The sequence below is a fragment of the Pseudomonas sp. FYR_5 genome (assembly GCF_043106315.1).
GTDB classification, from domain to species: domain Bacteria; phylum Pseudomonadota; class Gammaproteobacteria; order Pseudomonadales; family Pseudomonadaceae; genus Aquipseudomonas; species Aquipseudomonas putida_Y.
Genome location: NZ_JBICMK010000115.1, coordinates 14,658 through 31,661 on the forward strand (window position 1 = coordinate 14,658; position 17,004 = coordinate 31,661).

Annotated in this window: 16 protein-coding genes, 1 tRNA gene and 1 pseudogene; 8 read left to right on the forward strand and 10 right to left on the reverse strand. The window is 63.0% G+C overall.

The window, feature by feature from the left end:
* Positions 1-43: 43 nt before the first annotated feature.
* Positions 44-1,969, forward strand: a complete 1,926-nt coding sequence (locus tag ACF8RA_RS24100) for a transglycosylase SLT domain-containing protein (RefSeq protein ID WP_176684844.1) — start codon at positions 44-46, stop codon at positions 1,967-1,969.
* A 111-nt stretch (positions 1,970-2,080) separates the two neighbouring features.
* On the opposite strand, the gene ACF8RA_RS24105 is transcribed toward ACF8RA_RS24100, so the two are convergent.
* Together ACF8RA_RS24105 and ACF8RA_RS24110 are read right to left on the reverse strand one after the other, a co-directional pair.
* Positions 2,081-2,884 carry an MOSC domain-containing protein gene (locus tag ACF8RA_RS24105; protein WP_176684843.1) on the reverse strand — a complete coding sequence of 268 codons (804 nt, stop codon included), beginning with the start codon at positions 2,882-2,884 and terminating at the stop codon, positions 2,081-2,083.
* Positions 2,885-2,939: 55 nt separating this feature from the next.
* Entirely contained in the window at positions 2,940-3,875 is a 936-nt protein-coding gene (locus tag ACF8RA_RS24110; protein ID WP_003248753.1) for a chemotaxis protein CheV, read from the reverse strand.
* Positions 3,876-4,226: 351 nt separating this feature from the next.
* Between ACF8RA_RS24110 and ACF8RA_RS24115 the strand changes: the two genes are divergently transcribed.
* The 3 genes from ACF8RA_RS24115 to ACF8RA_RS24125 all read left to right on the forward strand — a co-directional run bounded on the left by ACF8RA_RS24115 (position 4,227) and on the right by ACF8RA_RS24125 (position 6,648).
* The gene (locus ACF8RA_RS24115; RefSeq protein WP_176684841.1) at positions 4,227-4,736 is read left to right on the forward strand and encodes a histidine kinase; all 510 of its coding nucleotides are present in this window, start codon (positions 4,227-4,229) and stop codon (positions 4,734-4,736) included.
* 366 nt (positions 4,737-5,102) lie between these two features.
* Positions 5,103-5,999 (forward strand): sensor histidine kinase, encoded by an 897-nt coding sequence (locus tag ACF8RA_RS24120; RefSeq protein WP_209964623.1) that lies wholly within the window; start codon positions 5,103-5,105, stop codon positions 5,997-5,999.
* Positions 5,989-6,648: a response regulator transcription factor gene (locus ACF8RA_RS24125; RefSeq protein ID WP_176684839.1), complete on the forward strand. Its 660-nt coding sequence runs from the start codon at positions 5,989-5,991 to the stop codon at positions 6,646-6,648. Before ACF8RA_RS24120 ends, ACF8RA_RS24125 begins: the two co-directional genes overlap by 11 nt.
* Here the strand turns inward: ACF8RA_RS24125 and yegS are convergent.
* Positions 6,632-7,519, reverse strand: coding sequence for a lipid kinase YegS (gene yegS / locus ACF8RA_RS24130; protein ID WP_176684838.1), 888 nt, complete (start codon positions 7,517-7,519; stop codon positions 6,632-6,634). The two genes, ACF8RA_RS24125 and yegS, sit on opposite strands and share 17 nt — an antisense overlap.
* A gap of 256 nt (positions 7,520-7,775) precedes the next feature.
* Here yegS and ACF8RA_RS24135 point away from each other — a divergent pair, with 256 nt between their 5' ends.
* The gene (locus ACF8RA_RS24135; protein ID WP_176684837.1) at positions 7,776-9,023 is read left to right on the forward strand and encodes a glycosyltransferase family 4 protein; all 1,248 of its coding nucleotides are present in this window, start codon (positions 7,776-7,778) and stop codon (positions 9,021-9,023) included.
* On the opposite strand, the gene glp is transcribed toward ACF8RA_RS24135, so the two are convergent.
* Positions 9,012-10,199 carry a gephyrin-like molybdotransferase Glp gene (gene glp / locus ACF8RA_RS24140; protein WP_176684930.1) on the reverse strand — a complete coding sequence of 396 codons (1,188 nt, stop codon included), beginning with the start codon at positions 10,197-10,199 and terminating at the stop codon, positions 9,012-9,014. The two genes, ACF8RA_RS24135 and glp, sit on opposite strands and share 12 nt — an antisense overlap.
* A gap of 22 nt (positions 10,200-10,221) precedes the next feature.
* On the reverse strand, positions 10,222-10,761 hold the full coding sequence (gene moaB, locus ACF8RA_RS24145; protein ID WP_176684836.1) for a molybdenum cofactor biosynthesis protein B: 540 nt from the start codon (positions 10,759-10,761) through the stop codon (positions 10,222-10,224).
* A 188-nt stretch (positions 10,762-10,949) separates the two neighbouring features.
* Between moaB and ACF8RA_RS24150 the strand changes: the two genes are divergently transcribed.
* Together ACF8RA_RS24150 and ACF8RA_RS24155 are read left to right on the forward strand one after the other, a co-directional pair.
* Positions 10,950-11,171 carry a YgdI/YgdR family lipoprotein gene (locus ACF8RA_RS24150; protein WP_003248738.1) on the forward strand — a complete coding sequence of 74 codons (222 nt, stop codon included), beginning with the start codon at positions 10,950-10,952 and terminating at the stop codon, positions 11,169-11,171.
* 79 nt (positions 11,172-11,250) lie between these two features.
* Positions 11,251-11,327 (forward strand) — tRNA-Pro (locus ACF8RA_RS24155).
* Positions 11,328-11,433: 106 nt separating this feature from the next.
* Here ACF8RA_RS24155 and ACF8RA_RS24160 read toward each other — a convergent pair.
* The 3 genes and pseudogenes from ACF8RA_RS24160 to ACF8RA_RS24170 all read right to left on the reverse strand — a co-directional run bounded on the left by ACF8RA_RS24160 (position 11,434) and on the right by ACF8RA_RS24170 (position 14,985).
* Complete coding sequence (locus tag ACF8RA_RS24160; protein ID WP_392460641.1) at positions 11,434-12,201, reverse strand: methyl-accepting chemotaxis protein; 768 nt, start codon at positions 12,199-12,201, stop codon at positions 11,434-11,436.
* Positions 12,202-12,366: 165 nt separating this feature from the next.
* Positions 12,367-13,050: pseudogene (locus ACF8RA_RS24165) on the reverse strand (methyl-accepting chemotaxis protein); the annotation flags it as partial.
* 171 nt (positions 13,051-13,221) lie between these two features.
* The gene (locus ACF8RA_RS24170; RefSeq protein ID WP_392519648.1) at positions 13,222-14,985 is read right to left on the reverse strand and encodes an ABC transporter transmembrane domain-containing protein; all 1,764 of its coding nucleotides are present in this window, start codon (positions 14,983-14,985) and stop codon (positions 13,222-13,224) included.
* 212 nt (positions 14,986-15,197) lie between these two features.
* Here ACF8RA_RS24170 and ACF8RA_RS24175 point away from each other — a divergent pair, with 212 nt between their 5' ends.
* Positions 15,198-15,371, forward strand: coding sequence for a PA1571 family protein (locus ACF8RA_RS24175; RefSeq protein ID WP_176684833.1), 174 nt, complete (start codon positions 15,198-15,200; stop codon positions 15,369-15,371).
* Positions 15,372-15,485: 114 nt separating this feature from the next.
* Here ACF8RA_RS24175 and pdxB read toward each other — a convergent pair whose 3' ends face one another.
* Positions 15,486-16,628 carry a 4-phosphoerythronate dehydrogenase PdxB gene (pdxB, locus tag ACF8RA_RS24180; RefSeq protein WP_392487518.1) on the reverse strand — a complete coding sequence of 381 codons (1,143 nt, stop codon included), beginning with the start codon at positions 16,626-16,628 and terminating at the stop codon, positions 15,486-15,488.
* A gap of 60 nt (positions 16,629-16,688) precedes the next feature.
* The gene (gene tusA, locus ACF8RA_RS24185) at positions 16,689-16,931 is read right to left on the reverse strand and encodes a sulfurtransferase TusA (protein ID WP_003248727.1); all 243 of its coding nucleotides are present in this window, start codon (positions 16,929-16,931) and stop codon (positions 16,689-16,691) included.
* Positions 16,932-17,004: the final 73 nt, after the last annotated feature.

A 17,004-nucleotide genomic window follows, 5' to 3' on the forward strand; every position in this document is an offset into this window, starting at 1 on the left:
GGCTCCGCCGACACTCCCCATGGTTCAACTGCCCGGACGTATCATGCGCAGCCGCCTGTTACATATTGCATCCTGCCTGCTGCTTACCGCCGCCACCTGCGTGGCGCAGGCCGCCGACCTGACCCTGCAACGCCAGTACTACGACGAGGCCAAGCGAGCGCTGGCCAAAGGCGACAAAGGCCCGTACCTGCGCTATGCCCAGGCCTTGAAGGACTACCCGCTGACGCCCTACCTGGCCTACGATGAACTCACAGCACGCCTGAAAAGCGCCAGCAATCAGGAAATCGAAGGTTTTCTTGCCAAGCATGGCGACCTGCCCCAGGCCAACTGGATGAAGCTGCGCTGGTTGCGCTGGCTGGCCGAACGTGGCGAGTGGGATACCTTCGTCAAGTACTACGACCCCAAGCTCAATTTTACCGAACTGGACTGCCTCAACGGCCAATACCAGCTCAGCCACGGCTTGCGCGCCGAAGGTTACGCCACCGCCGACAAGCTGTGGAACGTCGGCAAATCGCAACCTGCCGCCTGCGACGCGCTGTTCGGCATGTGGGCAGCCGAAGGCCAGTTGACCGAAGCCAAGCGCTGGGCACGCACCAAGCTGGCAGCCCAGGCGCGCAACTACGGCCTGGCAAACACGCTGGCCAAGGGCCTGACCACCCTCCGCCCGCAGGGGCGCCTGCTGGTCGACGTAGCGCAGAAGCCTGAGCTGCTCAACCAGCCGTCGCGCTTTACCCCGGTCAACGAGGCCATGTCCGACGTGGTCAGCCTCGGCCTTCGCCGCCTGGCCCGGCAGAACCCGGAGCGGGCCATGGCACTGCTCGACGATTACGCCCAGCGCATGCACTTCTCGCGTGATGAAAAGGTGGCCATCGCCCGCGAAATCGGCCTGACCCTCGCACGCCGCTACGACCCACGCGCGCTCGGTCTGATGACCCGCTACGACCCCGAGCTGCGTGACAACACCGTCAGCGAATGGCGCCTTCGCCTGCTGCTGCGCCTGGGCCGCTGGGAGGACGCCTACGAGCTGACCAAGCGCCTTCCCCAGGACCTGGCCAGCACCAGCCGCTGGAGGTACTGGCAGGCTCGCAGCCTGGAACTGGCACAGCCAAACAACCCGCAGGTTCCGCTGCTTTACAAGGCCGCAGCGCGTGAGCGTGACTTCTATGGCTTTCTCGCCGCCGACCGGGCACAGGCACCGTACCAGCTGAACAACAAGCCGCTGCTGCTGAGCCCGCAACTGGTCAAGAAGGTCCGTAACACGCCCGGTATCCAGCGCGCACTGGAATTCCACGCCCGTGGCCAGATTGTCGACGGCCGCCGTGAGTGGTACCACGTCAGCCGCCACTTCACCCGTGACGAAATGGTTGCACAGGCTCGCCTGGCCTACGAGCTGCGCTGGTACTTTCCGGCCATCCGCACCATCAGCCAGGCCCGCTACTGGGACGACCTGGACATCCGCTTCCCCATGGCCCACCGCGACACGCTGGTGCGTGAAGCCAAGGTTCGCGGCCTGCATTCGAGCTGGGTATTCGCCATCACTCGCCAGGAAAGCGCCTTCATGGAGGACGCACGCTCTCCCGTGGGCGCCAGCGGCCTGATGCAGCTGATGCCGGCCACGGCCAAGGAAACCGCACGCAAGTTCAGTATCCCGCTGGCATCACCGGCGCAAGTGCTGAACCCGGACAAGAACATCCAGCTGGGTGCAGCCTACCTGAGCCAGGTACACAGCCAGTTCAACGGCAACCGGGTGCTGGCTTCGGCAGCCTATAACGCCGGCCCCGGGCGCGTTCGCCAGTGGCTCAAAGGCGCCAAGCACCTGAGCTTCGATGTGTGGGTAGAGTCGATCCCGTTCGACGAAACACGCCAATATGTGCAGAACGTGCTTTCGTATTCGGTGATCTACGGGCAAAAGCTGAATTCGCCGCAGCCGCTGGTGGATTGGCATGAGCGGTATTTCGATGACATGTGATTGCTGTTGAGCCTGTACCGGCCTCTTCGCGGGTGAACCCGCTCCTACAACGACCGCGTAACCCTTGTAGGAGCGGGTTCACCCGCGAAGAGGGCGGCTCAGGCAACACACCTATTCCAGGATTTCTACTTCCATCCCCACCTCCAGCCACCCACTGCCATCCACCGCCAGGTTCTGGCCGAACAGCACGTCGCCTTCTTTTTCGCGGAAAGTCTTCAGCGTAGCCATCGGCTCACGGTCAGCGCTGCGCTCCCCAGTGGCTGGATCGATGGTCGTGAAGATGCACCGCACGCTGGGCTTTAGCACGCGGAACACCAAGCTGCCGATGCGAATCCGCTTCCAGCCATCCTCGGCAAACGGCTCCGCGCCGTGCACCACCAGGTTGGGCCGAAAGCGCAGCATCGACATGGGCCGGCCAATACGCCGATTAAGCTCATCCAGCGAGCCCTGCCCAATCAGCAGCAAGGGGAAGCCATCTGGAAACGCCGCACGGTCACTGTTGAATCCGTAACCATTGGGCAGGTAACGCGCACGCTGCTCCGGGCAATGCACCAGGCGTACGGCCTTGCCCAGCAACTCGCTCAACCAGGCCGCCGCCGCATCGCCAGCGTCTGGCACACGCAGGGTATCGCGCCAGATCGTCACGCCGCGCAGGGCGTCATCGGCTGGCGGTACAGACACCCGCAACGGCGCCTGTCCAGGGGCTTGCAGCAGCAACTGGCCGCTGTCGTCATCGCTCGCGTCGATCTGGCCAAGTTGTGGCCAGGCACGCTGGGTCAGAAAGCGTCCGTTTTCTTCCTCGACCACCATCCAGCGCCGGTCGCCTTGCAACCCCAGCAACCCCACCGGTGATGCCTTCAGGCTTTGCGCCTGCCCCGACTTCACCGGGTATCGATACAACTCACTGAGAAACATCCCTGCTGCCTCGCGTCATGCCAAAAGCCAAGCTTATACCTGGCAGGCACAACGTTCACGCAGCGGTGGTATCCAGCAACAGGCGCTGCTTGACCACATCGACAAGGCGATCAGGCTGGAACTTGGAAAGGAAGTTGTCACAACCCACCTTCTTCACCATGGATTCGTTGAAACTGCCTGACAGCGACGTGTGCAGTACCACATAGAGCTGGCGCAGGCGGGCATCGCTGCGGATCTCGGTGGTCAGCCGATAGCCGTCCATTTCCGGCATTTCTGCATCGGTAAACACCATCAGCAGCTTCTCGCACACGTCCTCGCCGGCATCGGCCCAGCCCTTGAGCATGCGCAGCGCTTTCAGGCCATCACTGGCCACATGCAGCTTCATGCCCAGTTGGGACAGGGTGTCGCGCAATTGCGCCAGGGCCACACTGGAGTCGTCCACCAGCAGCACCTCGCGGCCGCGGGCCCGGGCCAGCACTGGGTCGGCGAGCTTGTCGCCAGAGACCCGGGCGTTGTAGGGCACGATTTCGGCCAGCACCTTTTCCACGTCGATCACTTCCACCAGCTTCTCATCGACCTTGGTGATGGCAGTCAGGTAGTGCTGGCGACCGGCACTGGAAGGCGGCGGCATGATCGACTCCCAGTTCATGTTGACGATGCGGTCGACACCGCCCACCAGGAAGGCCTGCACCGAGCGGTTGTATTCGGTGACGATGATGGTGCTGTCCGGCCCCGGCTGTAGCGGGCGCATACCGATCGCCTGGGACAGGTCGATCACCGGCAGGGTCTGCCCGCGCAGGTTGACCACACCGCAGACATAGGCGTGCCGCTGGGGCATCAGGGTCAGCTTGGGCAGTTGCAGTACTTCCTGCACCTTGAACACGTTGATCGCGAACAGCTGGCGACCGGCCAGGCGAAACATCAGAATTTCCAGGCGGTTCTCACCCACCAGTTGCGTGCGTTGGTCTACCGTGTCGAGAATGCCAGCCATTGGAAAGCCCCCAGGCTTGAGTCGAAAAAGGTGAAATCATTTACCCTGTATCGGCGGCTTCACGCACACCTTGACCCTTGCGGGAAAATGCCGCGCGGATAATTGATATCACTTTAACATCATGCTTTACTGCCGACACATCGGGGCAAATCAGGGGCACGGCAAAAGTTCCCTACCCTAGCCCTTGATCAGGGAAACCCTTAGCGGCAATCGGGTGCAACCTGATGTTCGCGATATCCTTTAGCCATTAATGTGACGCCATTCTCATTGCATGAATGGAGTCAGGCTTTTGCTAGCTATCGTTTCGGCGTGCCCGCCCCCTGCGCCTACCCCACGCGCGGGGACTTGATGATGGACACTGCCTTATCGTTCGATGACGCCCTGCAGGGCTTCCTGCTGGATGCCCAGGTACTGCTGACCCAGGCCCAGGAATGCCTGCAGCATCTGGAGCTGATAGACAATGATCCGGATGCCTGCAGTTGCCTGAGCAGCGCCCTCGACACTATCGCCCGTCAAGCTACGCGCCTGGGCCTGCGTGAAGTTGCCCACTACACCACCGCCCTGCAACAGTTGCTCGCCCCGGCCTGTCACGGTGGTTGCCTGCAGCGTGAAGCCCTGCCCGCGATAGGGGCGTGCCTGACCTTGCTGGCCTGGCAGTTGGAGCTGGTCGATAGCCGTACAGGGCGGCTGAACCTGGACATCGGCGAGCAACTGGTGCTGCTGGGTGAATTGGCCAAGGTCGTACAACCCCCCTTTGCGCCAGCCTGTGCGTCCTGCGATGAAGAAGGCAGCACCTGCATTCACCCGCACAGTGACGCGGCAACCGGCACCCGCTCTAACCCCTCTAACCGCACGCATTAACCTGACGCAAAGTGCAACTAAGCAACTTTATTGAAACCCGACCATGGTCGAACTTGGAAAGTTCACCAGGCTTTCGGTGCATGCCGTTGAATCATTGCCGCACTAGTTACAGCACAAGTGGGTACAGCGCGATTAAAGGGTGGCACTTTGCTACCCGAAAGCGCCCGACCAGTAGGCGTTTCAACGCGTTACCCGGCCGCGACCGATGCAATGCAAAGTGGTAATATGCGCCCCCACAAACGCTTGCGACCGGAACAAAGGTGGCAAGAATACGTGTTCAAAAAAACAACGAAAGTACTGCGCCAAAGCCTCTGAGCAGCATTGTGCAAGGCCTCCATCAGCAATACTTCAGTGGCCTCCCTACCTATGTTTCCACGCTTGAAGACTTCTTTGCATTGCTGCTCCCGCGCCGCCGTGCTGCGCTGGGCAACGGTCGGGCTGTGCGTGGCCTCACTGGTTGCCAACATGGCGCTGTACCTGGCCAATCAGACAATCCCGGCCAGCCTGATGGTGCTTCAGTTGGTCGCCACGCTGGGCGCTGCTGTGCAACTGGGCCTGGGCGCCAGGTCGATCCACCTGCGCCCGGCTGAGCTGGCCGAGCGCATGCTCAAGGTGCAAGAAGACGAGCGTCAGCATCTGGGCCGGGAACTGCACGACGACATCGGTCAACTGCTCACCGCTGCCAAGCTGCAACTGCAGTGGCTGCAGCGGCGAATGCCCGACGAGTTGCAGGGGCACTGCGACGCCCTGCGCAGCACGCTGGATGACACCCTTGGTAATGTGCGCGATGTTTCCGCGCTGCTCAACCCCCGACAGTTGGCCAGCCTTGGTCTGGAAGCCAGCCTGCGCGCGCACCTGGTACGCACCCTGGCCAGCAGCGGCGTGCACTGGAGCCTGGCGTGCAACCAGCGCCTGGGCGGCATCGACGAAGCCGTGGCCATGGCAGTGTTCCGTATTACCCAGGAGGCGGTGACCAACATGCTGCGCCACGCCCAGGCACATAACCTGGTCATCCGCCTGCAACGCACCCCTGAGGGGCTGGCGCTGTCGATCCACGACGATGGTCGTGGTTTCGCCCCTGCCCGGCACCCGGCCGAGGCCGGTCAGCGCGGCCTGGCCGGCATGCAGGAGCGGGTAATCGCGCTGCAGGGCAGCCTCGACATCACCAGTCAGCCTGGCCGAGGCACGCAGATCGAAGCGATGTTCCCGTGGTCCCCGCGCACCCAGCAACGCGCCAGGAGTATTACCAACCATGACCTGTAGACTACTGCTGGTAGATGACCACTCGCTGATCCGCGCCGGGGTGCGCGCACTGGTCTGCGATATCCCCGGCTATGACGTGATCGGCGAAGCCGACGACGGCAACCAGCTACTCGACCAGGTACGCACACTGACGCCCGACATCATCTTGCTGGACATCTCCATGCGTTCGACGAGCGGCCTGGACGCCCTCACCCAACTGCGGGCCAGCGGCAGTACCTGCAAAGTGCTGATCCTGTCCATGCACACCGACCCGGACCTGATCATGCGCGCCCTGGAAAGCGGCGCCCACGGCTACCTGCTCAAGGATACCAGCGCCACGGAGCTGGAGCAGGCCCTGGGTGCAGTACGCCATGGTGAGCGCTACCTCAGCCCGGCCATCGCCCACACTGTCATCAACCAGGCGCTGCGGCACACCAAGCAGGGCAAGCAAAGCGCTGGCGAACGGCATAATCTGACTTCACGGCAGCTTGAGATCCTGCGCCTGATCGTACGCGGCAAGTCCACTCGGGAAATCGCTGCGGGCCTTGGCCTGTCGATCAAAACCGTGGAAACTCACCGATCGCAAATCATGAAGCGCCTGCAGATTCACGACGTGGCCGGCCTGGTGCTGTTCGCCGTACGCGAAAAAATCATCAGCCTGGATGACTGAGCAACGGCGACCCGGCTGGCAGGTGCAGGTGCAACGCCGCCGGTCTCGCCTGAAAGCGCAGGTTGGCGGCCTGCAACGGCTCGCCATCGAGGTTGATGTCCAACCCTTGCGAACTCTTGATCTCGACCCATGGCAGCCTGGCCCGAATGAACAGGCCGTCACCGCCCAACAGGTCACGCAGAGCTCCCACCATCTCCTGTGGCGCAGGCAGAATGGCGACTTCAAGCAAGCCGTCGTTGACCAGGGCTTCGGGGCACAACACCTGCCCGCCCCCGGCCTGGCGGCCATTGCCGATACCCAGCGCCAGCAAATCCCCTTGCCAATGGAAACCCGGCCCCTGTAGCTCCACCGAAGCCGCCTGAAGCTCACTGAAGCGGGACAATCCGGTGAACAGGTAAGCGGCAGCGCCCAGCACTTTCTTGAGGTCTTCGGAGGTATTGGCAGTGACCTGGCTGCCAAAGCCACCCGTGGCCATGTTGAGGAACAGCTGATCGCCAGCCTGCCCCAGGTCTATGGGTTGTGGCGCGACATTCAGCAAGGCCAGCGCCGACGCCGGCTCCAGGGGAATGCCAGCGGCCTTGGCAAAATCGTTGGCAGTGCCCAATGGCAACAAGGTCAGGCTGGCTTTGGTAGCAGCCAATCCCATGGCCTCGGCCACATCACGCAACGTGCCGTCCCCGCCACCGGCGACGATATGGCTGTAACCCGCCGCCAGTGCCTCGGCAACCAGCCGTTGGGCATCGCCCGCCTCCCAGGTCACCCGTACATCCAGCACCCAGCCACTCTCGCGCAGGTCGCGCACGGCGCTGCGCACCTCTTCGTTCATCGCCTGCTTGCCGTGCAGCACCAGCATTGCCTTGCGCCCTTGCATGTGCGCATCTCCGTAAAATGGACCAACCCAAATCTCGACCACTGGCCCGCCCGGTTCGTTGCATGCCCTGGAAAAAACATTGGCCAAGCGGCGCTTCTGCAACTGATCGCGTTGCCGGTCATTTTTTCCACATGTGGCAATCCCGGCTATGCTCAGCAGATACCCCTATTGCCATGGACGCGCCCGGCAGTGGCTCCCCCACTGCTGCCAACGGGCGCGTTTTGCTATCTGCAGCCTTTCGCGAGGACTTCGGGTCATGCGCATTCTCTGGACACTGCCCTACCTGCCTTGGCCGACCACCAGCGGCCACAAAACCCGGCAATACCATCTGCTGCGCGCACTGGCGCAGCGCGGCCACCGGATCACCCTGCTGGTGCAGTCGAAAATCCCTCTCAGCGATGCAGCACGTGAGGCCCTGGAGCCACTCCTCGAACGCCTTGTCGTGCTACCCCGCAGACCACTGCACAGTCCACTCAACCTGCTCGCTTCACCCATCATCGACTACCCCATGCGGGCAATCATCAATGGCCTGGCGCCTCGCCTGCGGCACCGGTTCGAGCAATTACTGGACGAACCCTGGGACGTGATCCAGATCGAGCACAGTTACAGCTTCCAGCCGTTCGAAAAAGCCCTGCAGGCTCGCGGGCTGCCCTACATGCTTAGCGAGCACAACCTGGAGTCGGTAATGGGCGGTGCCTGCCACGACCGCCTGCCGCTGTGGCTGCGCCCGCTCAACGCCTTCGACCGCTGGCGCTACCGGCGCTGGGAACACCGTGTGCTGCGCCAACCCACCGAACTGGTGGCCGTCTGCGCCCACGATGCCGAGCTGATCGCGCAGATCAGCGGGCGTCCGGTGAATGTGGTGGTCAACGGCGTGGATTGTGACTACTACCAGCAAGTGCAACCTGCGGTGCACAGCCAGCGTCTGTTGTTCGTCGGCAATTTCGAATATGGCGCCAATCTGGAGGCCATCGAGTGGGCACTGGACGACATCATGCCGAAGGTGTGGATGAGCAACCCGGCGGTGCGTCTGGCTATTGCCGGGCACGCCATGCCGGCCAACTGGAAACTTCACTGGAACGACCCACGCATCGAATGGTTCGGCTACCGACCCGACCTGCGTGAACTGCAACGATGTTCAGCGCTGTTCTTCGCCCCCCTGCGCTATGCCGGTGGCTCGAAGGTGAAAATCCTCGAAGCGATGGCCGCCGGCTTACCCGTGATAACCACCGACAAGGGCGTTTCAGGCCTGAGCGTGAATAACGGCGAGCACTACTTGGGCAGTGACGACGGTGATCTGCTGGCGCTGCTGATCACCCAACTGCTCAACCAGCCTTGGCGCATGAGCCAATTGAGCGCTGCCGGGCGCCAGTTTGCCCGCCAGCGCCACGACTGGAGCGTGGCCGCCCAACAACTGGAGAATGTGCACATACGCCTGACCCAGGCGGCACCGGCCGAAGCCGCGCCGCTGGCCAGTGCCTGGCTGGGCCGCTCAGCCAAGTAGCTCGCTGAAGGGGATGAATGGCACGCTGTCGCCCTGTTTCGGCGTGCTGCCTTCACGCACTTCCACCAGCCCCTCGGCCCAGGCTGCGCTACGCAGCACACCCGAGCTCTGGTTCTTGTAGATGCGCACCCGACCCTGCTCGATGCGCGCGCGCAGGTATTCGCGGCGCGTACCAGGCTTGGGCCAGTCAAACCCAGCCGGCACGTCGAAACGTAGCGGCGTGACGTCAACTACACCCTGACGACGCAGCAGGTAGGGCCTGGTCAGCAGACCGAAGGTGACCAAGGTCGAGGCCGGATTGCCCGGCAAGCCGATCACCGGCACGCCCTGGAAGTGGCCGAAGGTCAGCGGCTTGCCCGGTTTGATCGCCAGCTTCCACAACGCCAGTTCGCCGGCCTCGCGCAGGGCAGCACCGAGGTAGTCGGCCTCGCCCACCGAGACACCTCCAGTGGACAGAATCAGGTCTACGTCACCCAGCTCGGACAGGCAGGTGCGAGTGCGCGCCAGGTCATCCGGCAAGATGCCAGCATCGACTACTTCGCAACCCAGCCGCTGCAACCAGCTGACCAGCAGCCTGCGGTTGCTGTTGTAGATTTGCCCGGGTCCCAGCGGCAGGCCGGGCTCGACCAGTTCGTCGCCGGTCGACAGCACCGCCACTTTCACCTTGCGTACCACGTCCAGGCGGCCATACCCCAAGGTCGCCGCCAAGCCCAGTTCGATCGGCCCAAGTCGGGTGCCGGCGCTCATCACCTGCTCGCCGTTGCGGGTTTCCTGGCCTTGAGGGCGTATGTTCTGCTCGGCCCGCAACCCTTCGAGAAAGCGCACCCGGCCATCGTCGAGTACTTCGGTGTTTTCCTGCATCTCGACGCAGTCGGCCCCCTCCGGCACAGGCGCACCGGTGAAGATCCGCGCACAGGTACCCGGTTGCAGCGGCTGGGGCGCATGGCCGGCGAAAATACGCTGGCTGACCGGCAGCGGCTGGCCCTGCCAGTCAGCCAGGCGCAAGGCATAACCGTCCATGGCGCTGTTCGGCCAGGGTGGAAGGTCGAGCGAGGCCACCAGGTCGGTGGCCAGCACGCGGCCTTCGGCTTCGGCCAGCGGCAGGTTTTCGATCTCGCGGATCGGCGCAGCCTCGGCCAGTGCCAGCAATTGCTCCAGCGCCTGCTCCACCGGCATCAGCGGCCGGGCTTGGCTGACCTCAGCCACGGCTGTCGCAGGCCGCTGCCTGCTTCAGGTGCGCCACGAAGTTGCACGGGCGATGACGGGCATCAAGCTGCTCGGCCAGGATGCCATCCCAACCGGTACGCACAGCGTTGGTCGAGCCCGGCAGGCAGCACACCAGCGTGCCGTTGGCCAGCCCGGCCAAGGCACGCGACTGCACGGTTGAGGTGCCAATGTCGGCCACGGAAATCTGCCGGAACAGCTCGCCAAAACCGTCCACTTGCTTGTCCAGCAGGCAGGCCACCGCCTCGGGGGTGCTGTCGCGACCGGTAAACCCTGTGCCGCCCGTGATCAGCACCACTTGCACGCTGTCATCGGCAATCCATGTGGCGACCTGGGCTCGGATCTTGTACAGGTCATCCTTGAGCAGCACACGCTCGGCAAGGCGATGACCGGCGGCGCTCAGGCGGTCGACGAACATCTGGCCAGAGGTGTCGGTGTCGAAGGTACGGGTGTCGCTGACCGTGAGCACGGCGATGTTCAGCGCCACGAAGGGGGTATCTGCCTTGGCTTTCATGGGTGTCCGTCACAACAGGATGAGATGGGCGCAGTTATATCACAGCGTACCTTTATCCGGCGCTGCCCCCATCAGCCTTGCCCTGGGTCAAGGGGACGAATTAGTCGCTATGCTGCACTTGGAGTGAACTTGCACTAACGTCCTGCGTCATAAATGTCATCTAGCACCATCGCACTTGGAGAAACACGATGATCAAACGGACCCTACCCGCCTTCCTGCTCGCCTTGGGCTTGGGCGCCCTCGCTGGCTGCTCGACCCCAACCGTCATTACCCTGAACGATGGCCGGGAGATCCAGGCAACCGACAAACCGTCCTACGACGAAGACTCGGGCTTCTATGAATTCGAGCAACTCGACGGCAAGCGCACACGCCTGAACAAGGACCAGATCCGCACCGTCAAAGAGCTCTGATCAGGCCCCGTTCAGGCCATGGCCCTTTAAACAACAAGGGCTTGCGAGCAAAAACGGGATGCAGTAGGATTTTGTTCATCGGAGTGTAGCGCAGCCAGGTAGCGCGTCTCGTTCGGGACGAGAAGGCCGCAGGTTCGAATCCTGTCTCTCCGACCAAATCCTTGTCAAAAAGCCCGCCATGTGCGGGCTTTTTGCTGTGTGCGAGAAATACTCAGTGCGCAGCTTCAGCCACCGTGGTCCCCTCCAACCACTGCAAGCCGAGTCAGGCGCTCAGGCGGGAGGTGACTTCGCCCAACTGCCCTGACAAACCATGCAGGCGCTGCCCCGCCTGCTCGGTATGCTGGACCGCTTCCTGGTTGGCTGTGGCAATGCGGGTAATTTCGATCAGGTTGCGCGAGATATCTTCGGCCACGCTGGTCTGCTCCTCGGCCGCTGTAGCGATTTGCCGGTTCATGTCACGGATCGCCTCCACGGCCAGGGTGATACGTTGCAGCATCTGCCCGGCCTGCTCGACCTGCTCAGCCCCTTCCTGGCTACGCTGCTGGCCACTTTCGATGGCCTTGACCGCCTCCACAGCCCCCGACTGTACCGCTTCGATGATCTGGTGGATCTCTGCAATCGACGCTGCCGTGCGTTGGGCCAGGCTACGCACCTCATCGGCGACCACCGCAAAACCACGCCCGGCTTCGCCAGCACGGGCTGCTTCGATGGCCGCGTTAAGCGCCAGCAGGTTGGTCTGTTCAGCAATGCCGCGGATGACTTCCAGCACTTTGCCTATACGTGTGCTGTCATGCTCCAGATCGCGAATTACCGTCGCCGTGCCGGCAATCTCACGGTTGACCAACCCGATGATATCGATGGTCTGCTGCATCACCTGCTCGCCTGCCTGGGCGCTGTGGTCGGCGTCATCGGCCGCACGGGCAGCCTCGGCGGCGTGGCGAGCGACCTCTTGGGCAGTGGCGGACATTTCGTGCATGGCCGTGGCCACTTGGTCGGTACGCTGGAACTGGTCATGAGTACCGCGGGCCATGTCACCGGCAATATTGCGCAACTGGCCGCTGGCACCTTCCAGCTCCTGAGCGTTGTCCTGCAGCCGGCCGACAGTGTCGGCAAGGAAGTCACGCAGGGTGTTGGCCGCCCGCGCCAGGCGCCCCAACTCATCCTCCCGACGGCTGTCGACCCGGGCCGCAAAGCAGCCCTGGCTGAGCTGCGCGACGTACTCGATCAACTGACGGATCGGCTCGATCAGGCTACGGTTGACCAGCCACAGGCTGAGCAGCCCCACCAGCACCGCAGAAGCCAGCATCACCAGCAGGCCCAACCATACCGTACGCTCGGCACTGGCATTGATGCTGGCTGCACGCTGACGGGCATCGGCGCGCAATTGCTCCACCAGTTCGCTAATCTGCTCACTGGCAGCACGATCCACGCCTTTGACCGCCCGGTCGCCCGCTACCGGGTCGCCGCCTGCCGCAAGGAAGGCCTGGCGGCCTTGCGCATAGGCCTGGCCCAACTGGCGGTGACTGTCGCGCAATTCCTGCAGCGACGCCTTGAGCCTGGCATCGCTATTGTCGATCAATTGCCCGAGCAGTTGTTGTACTTGCTGTTCGCGGGCCTGGAACTGCTGCCAGTACTTGTCCATCTCCGCAGGTTGGCGCCCGCGCAATAGCACGTTCTTCCATTCCTGCACCTGAATCTTGAACTGCAAGTTGGCTTCGTCAATCAATTGCGAGGCCCGCAGCGGCCCGTCGACCAGCTCGGCGTAGCCACGTACGCTGGACGACAGGAACTGGAAACACACCAAGGCGATCAGCAGCATCGCCAGCACACTGCCGCCGAGCAGCGAGAGAATTTGCACTCTGAGGGATTTACGCAACATCGAGGGTCTCGGAACCAGAGGGAGTAGGCTGAGGCCGTTTTACAGCCTCATTACTGGCAGGCCAAAAAAAAGCTGCCATCACGCAATGGCAGCCAGGTCGAGCACTTACGCAACAGTTGAGGCAAATACTCTCAGGCAATTACTACAGAAATGTTACAGAGCCACGACAAGCTAACCCGTAGTGAACTGCAACGCTGCCAGCCGCGCATACAACGGGCTATCCTCGATCAACTGACGATGGGTGCCCACCGCCACCAACCGGCCCTGGTCGATGACCGCGATGCGCTCGGCATGCTGCACCGTGGCCAGGCGATGGGCGATTACCAGCGTGGTACGACCGGCCATCAGGCTGGGCAGCGCTTGCTGGATCAAGTATTCGCTTTGTGCATCGAGGGCACTGGTGGCTTCGTCCAGCAACAGGATCGGCGCATCGACCAACAAGGCCCGGGCGATCGCCAGGCGCTGACGCTGCCCGCCAGAAAGGCCGATGCCGCCCTCCCCCAGTTGTGTCTGGTAGCCTTGGGGCAGTTGCCGGATGAATTCGTCGGCATGGGCGCCACGGGCTGCTGCTTCGACGTCAGCCAAGGACGCCTCGGGCCGGCCATACCGAATGTTGGCCTCCACCGTGCCACGGAATAGCGAGGGGTTTTGTGCCACCAAGGCGAACTGCCGGCGCAGTTGGTCGGGATCAAGCTCGGTAACCGGCTGGCCATCAAGCAGGATGCGGCCTTGCTGGGGGTCGTAAAAGCGCAGCAACAAATCGAACAGGGTCGACTTGCCTGCCCCGGAAGGGCCTACCAGGGCGACGGTCTGGCCGGGCTCGATGGTCAGGCTCAGGCCGTCGACAGCCGCCACCGTGGGCCGTGAAGGGTAAGCGAACACCACCTGCTGCAGCTCGATACGCCCACTGGCCCGCTGCCGCGGCAGTACCTGCGTCACGGCGGGCGGCAGGATGGCACTGCGCGCGGCCAACAGTTCGGCAATGCGCTCGGCGGCACCCGCGGCCCGCTGCAGCTCGCCGATCACCTCACTGAGGGTACCGAAGGCGCTGCCGACGATCAGGCTGTAGAACACGAATGCAGCCAGCTCGCCTGCGGAGATACGCCCGGCGATCACATCCATGCCGCCGACCCACAGCATCACCCCCACCGCCCCCAACACCAGCACGATCACCAGGGTAATCAGCCAGGCACGCTGGGTAATCCGCTTGCGGGCAACAGTAAACGCTGCTTCGACCGTATCGGCGAACAGTTCTCGGTCGTGCGCCTGGTGGTTGTAGGCCTGCACGGTCTTGATCTGCCCCAGCGTCTCAGCCACGTAGCTGCCCACATCGGCGACCCTGTCCTGGCTCTGCCGCGACAGGCTGCGCACCCGACGGCCGAACAACAGGATCGGTGCCAGCACCAGCGGCAACGTTACCACCACGATGCTGGTGAGCTTGGGGTTGGTGATGAACAGCAATGCCACACCGCCAATGACCATCAGCGCGTTGCGCAAGAACATCGACAGCGATGAACCGATCACTGATTGCAGCAAGGTGGTGTCCGCTGTCAGCCGCGACTGGATCTCGGAGCTGCGGTTGTCTTCGAAAAAACCTGGGTGCAGGCCGATCAGGTGGTCGAAGACGGCACGACGGATATCGGCCACACAGCGCTCGCCAATCCACGACACCAGGTAGAAACGGCTGAAGGTACCCACTGCCAGCGCCAGCACCAGCAGCAGGAACAGCCCGATGGTCTGATTGAGCTGGTGCGCGGAGCGGGTCATGAAGCCTTGATCCACCAGCAGGCGGATGCCTTGGCCCATCGACAGGGTGATGGCAGCGGTGACTACCAGCGCCAGCAATGCCAGCAGCACCTGCCGGCGATAAGGGCGAACGAACTGCCAAGCCAGGCGCAAGGCACGGCGTTGGCGCGGGGAAACCGATTCAGGCATGACAACACAACCACAAAGGGTGGGGAAGCCGCAGCCTACCACTCATCCCGGTCGGGAGACTGCATGCAGGTTGCTATAACGCATCGATCTAACCAGATTATGGAGCTTTCACAGGGTTTCTGCTGGACTGTTGCTGCCGTGACCCAGAAGCTGTCACAGGCCAGTCACGGCGCAGGGCTACCCTGAGCTTGAACCTGAAGAGGAGACAGTGCATGAGCTTGCAGCATGGCAATGATAACCAGAAGCCCCAGACCTCCCCGCAACCGCAAGTATGCGGTTCGATCATCGATGCCAAGGGGCGCGAAGTGCCGATCACCGAGCAGATGATCCAGCAGGCCTGCAAGGCCCTGGAAGAAAGCCGTGTCGAGCGCGTACGCAAAGGTTGATCGGCGATTTTTTTGCAACCCGGCGCTTGCGCCGGGTTTTTATCTGCCCAGCCAGTGGGCTTGGCCACCCCCACAGGTAACCGTAGATACCTGCAAGGTCACGACAAGGTTTGCTTAGACCAACACCCCACCCAGGGCACTGACCAACTGCGCCAACTGCGGCGCCTCTCCGTGCAAGCGCACGGCCAGCCCCTCGATCTCGCGCCGTGGCGGGTATTGCTTGCGCAACTGGTCGAACGCCGCTCGCTGCTGCTGCGGGTCTTCGCTCAGGCTACGGCGGAAATCGGCATCATCGCGGCGCGGGTCATACACGGCGCGACACAGGGTGGCCAAGGCCCAGGACAGGTCGGTGCTGGCATCCAGCTCGATCTGCGCCAGCGGCGGCCTGGGGAGCAGCTCGGCCAGTCGCACCTGCTCGTCCACAGCCAGGAAGCGGCACAGCGCCTGGTAGATCTGCGCCGTACCACGCTGGCGGCCATCGAGGCTATAGCCGGCAATGTGCGGCGTAGCCAGTGTGCACAGGTCGGCCAACTGCAGGTCCACCTGCGGCTCCCCTTCCCACACATCCAGCACTGCGTGCACGTCTTCGCGGTCCAGCAGCAGCTCGCGCAGGGCGACGTTGTCCACCACCGGGCCACGGCTGGCGTTTACCAGCCAGGCACCTGGGCGCAACTGTGCCAGCTGCGCCTGCCCCAGCAGGTGCCAGGTCGGGTACTCGCCGCCGCGTTGCAACGGGGTATGCAAGCTGATCACATCGCACTGCTGCAGGATGGTTTCGAGGCTGACGTAGTCGCCGCCCTCGGCGGCCTGACGCAACGGGTCGCACACCAGCACCTTCCAGCCCAGGCCGTGCAGCACCCGCACCAGACGGCCACCCACTTCACCCGCGCCCACAACGCCATACACGCGCTCAGGCAATGCCACGCCATCCAGCTCGGCCAGGGTCAGCAGGCTGCCCAGCACGTAATCGACCACGCCGCGGGCATTGCAGCCAGGTGCGCTGCTCCAGCGGATGCCGGCTTCTGCAAAGTAATCCAGGTCCAGGTGATCAGTGCCGATGGTGCAAGTGCCGACAAAGCGTACACGGCTGCCTTCGAGCAGCTGACGGTCGACCTTGGTCACGGAGCGCACCAGCAGGATATCGGCGTCCTTGACGCTGGCAGCATCGAGGCTTCGGCCGGGGTAGCGGCGAATTTCACCGAAACCCTGGAAGAAGGCATCGAGCAGCGGGATGTTCTCGTCGGCAACTATCAGCATGGCGCTCTCCTGTCTGGGGAGCGCAGTGTAGGCGCAACGCCGGGCGTGTTCCAGAGCGATTCAGTCGGCTTTCTTGCGGATCCAGTACAGGAAAGTGCCGGCGTCCTCTTGCTGCTGCAGCAATTCGTGGCCGAGGAAGTTGCAGAACTTGGGGATGTCGCGGCGGGTCGACGGGTCGGTGGCGATGACCTTGAGCAGGCCACCGGCGGCCAGGTTGCGTACGTGCTGGTGCAGCATCATCACGGGTTCTGGGCAGTTCAGGCCGGTGGCATCGAGGATGGCGTCGGGAGTGAAATCGGTCATGGGGGGCTCCGAAAATGATCGCTATTGTCGCGCATAGCGCGACGCGGTCCAAGCACGGCTTTCAAACCCAGCG

What these genes read in the sequence shown, in the direction of transcription:
- ACF8RA_RS24125 (WP_176684839.1), top strand. Translation starts at nt 5,989, where the DNA reads ATGACCTGTAGACTACTGCTGGTAGATGACCACTCGCTGATCCGCGCC.
- ACF8RA_RS24135 (WP_176684837.1), top strand. Translation starts at nt 7,776, where the DNA reads ATGCGCATTCTCTGGACACTGCCCTACCTGCCTTGGCCGACCACCAGC.
- moaB (WP_176684836.1), bottom strand. Translation starts at nt 10,761, where the DNA reads ATGAAAGCCAAGGCAGATACCCCCTTCGTGGCGCTGAACATCGCCGTG.
- glp (WP_176684930.1), bottom strand. Translation starts at nt 10,199, where the DNA reads ATGCCGGTGGAGCAGGCGCTGGAGCAATTGCTGGCACTGGCCGAGGCT.
- ACF8RA_RS24160 (WP_392460641.1), bottom strand. Translation starts at nt 12,201, where the DNA reads ATGGCCCGCGGTACTCATGACCAGTTCCAGCGTACCGACCAAGTGGCC.
- ACF8RA_RS24120 (WP_209964623.1), top strand. Translation starts at nt 5,103, where the DNA reads ATGTTTCCACGCTTGAAGACTTCTTTGCATTGCTGCTCCCGCGCCGCC.
- ACF8RA_RS24170 (WP_392519648.1), bottom strand. Translation starts at nt 14,985, where the DNA reads ATGCCTGAATCGGTTTCCCCGCGCCAACGCCGTGCCTTGCGCCTGGCT.
- ACF8RA_RS24110 (WP_003248753.1), bottom strand. Translation starts at nt 3,875, where the DNA reads ATGGCTGGCATTCTCGACACGGTAGACCAACGCACGCAACTGGTGGGT.
- ACF8RA_RS24105 (WP_176684843.1), bottom strand. Translation starts at nt 2,884, where the DNA reads ATGTTTCTCAGTGAGTTGTATCGATACCCGGTGAAGTCGGGGCAGGCG.
- pdxB (WP_392487518.1), bottom strand. Translation starts at nt 16,628, where the DNA reads ATGCTGATAGTTGCCGACGAGAACATCCCGCTGCTCGATGCCTTCTTC.
- ACF8RA_RS24175 (WP_176684833.1), top strand. Translation starts at nt 15,198, where the DNA reads ATGAGCTTGCAGCATGGCAATGATAACCAGAAGCCCCAGACCTCCCCG.
- ACF8RA_RS24100 (WP_176684844.1), top strand. Translation starts at nt 44, where the DNA reads ATGCGCAGCCGCCTGTTACATATTGCATCCTGCCTGCTGCTTACCGCC.
- tusA (WP_003248727.1), bottom strand. Translation starts at nt 16,931, where the DNA reads ATGACCGATTTCACTCCCGACGCCATCCTCGATGCCACCGGCCTGAAC.
- ACF8RA_RS24150 (WP_003248738.1), top strand. Translation starts at nt 10,950, where the DNA reads ATGATCAAACGGACCCTACCCGCCTTCCTGCTCGCCTTGGGCTTGGGC.
- yegS (WP_176684838.1), bottom strand. Translation starts at nt 7,519, where the DNA reads ATGCAAGGGCGCAAGGCAATGCTGGTGCTGCACGGCAAGCAGGCGATG.
- ACF8RA_RS24115 (WP_176684841.1), top strand. Translation starts at nt 4,227, where the DNA reads ATGGACACTGCCTTATCGTTCGATGACGCCCTGCAGGGCTTCCTGCTG.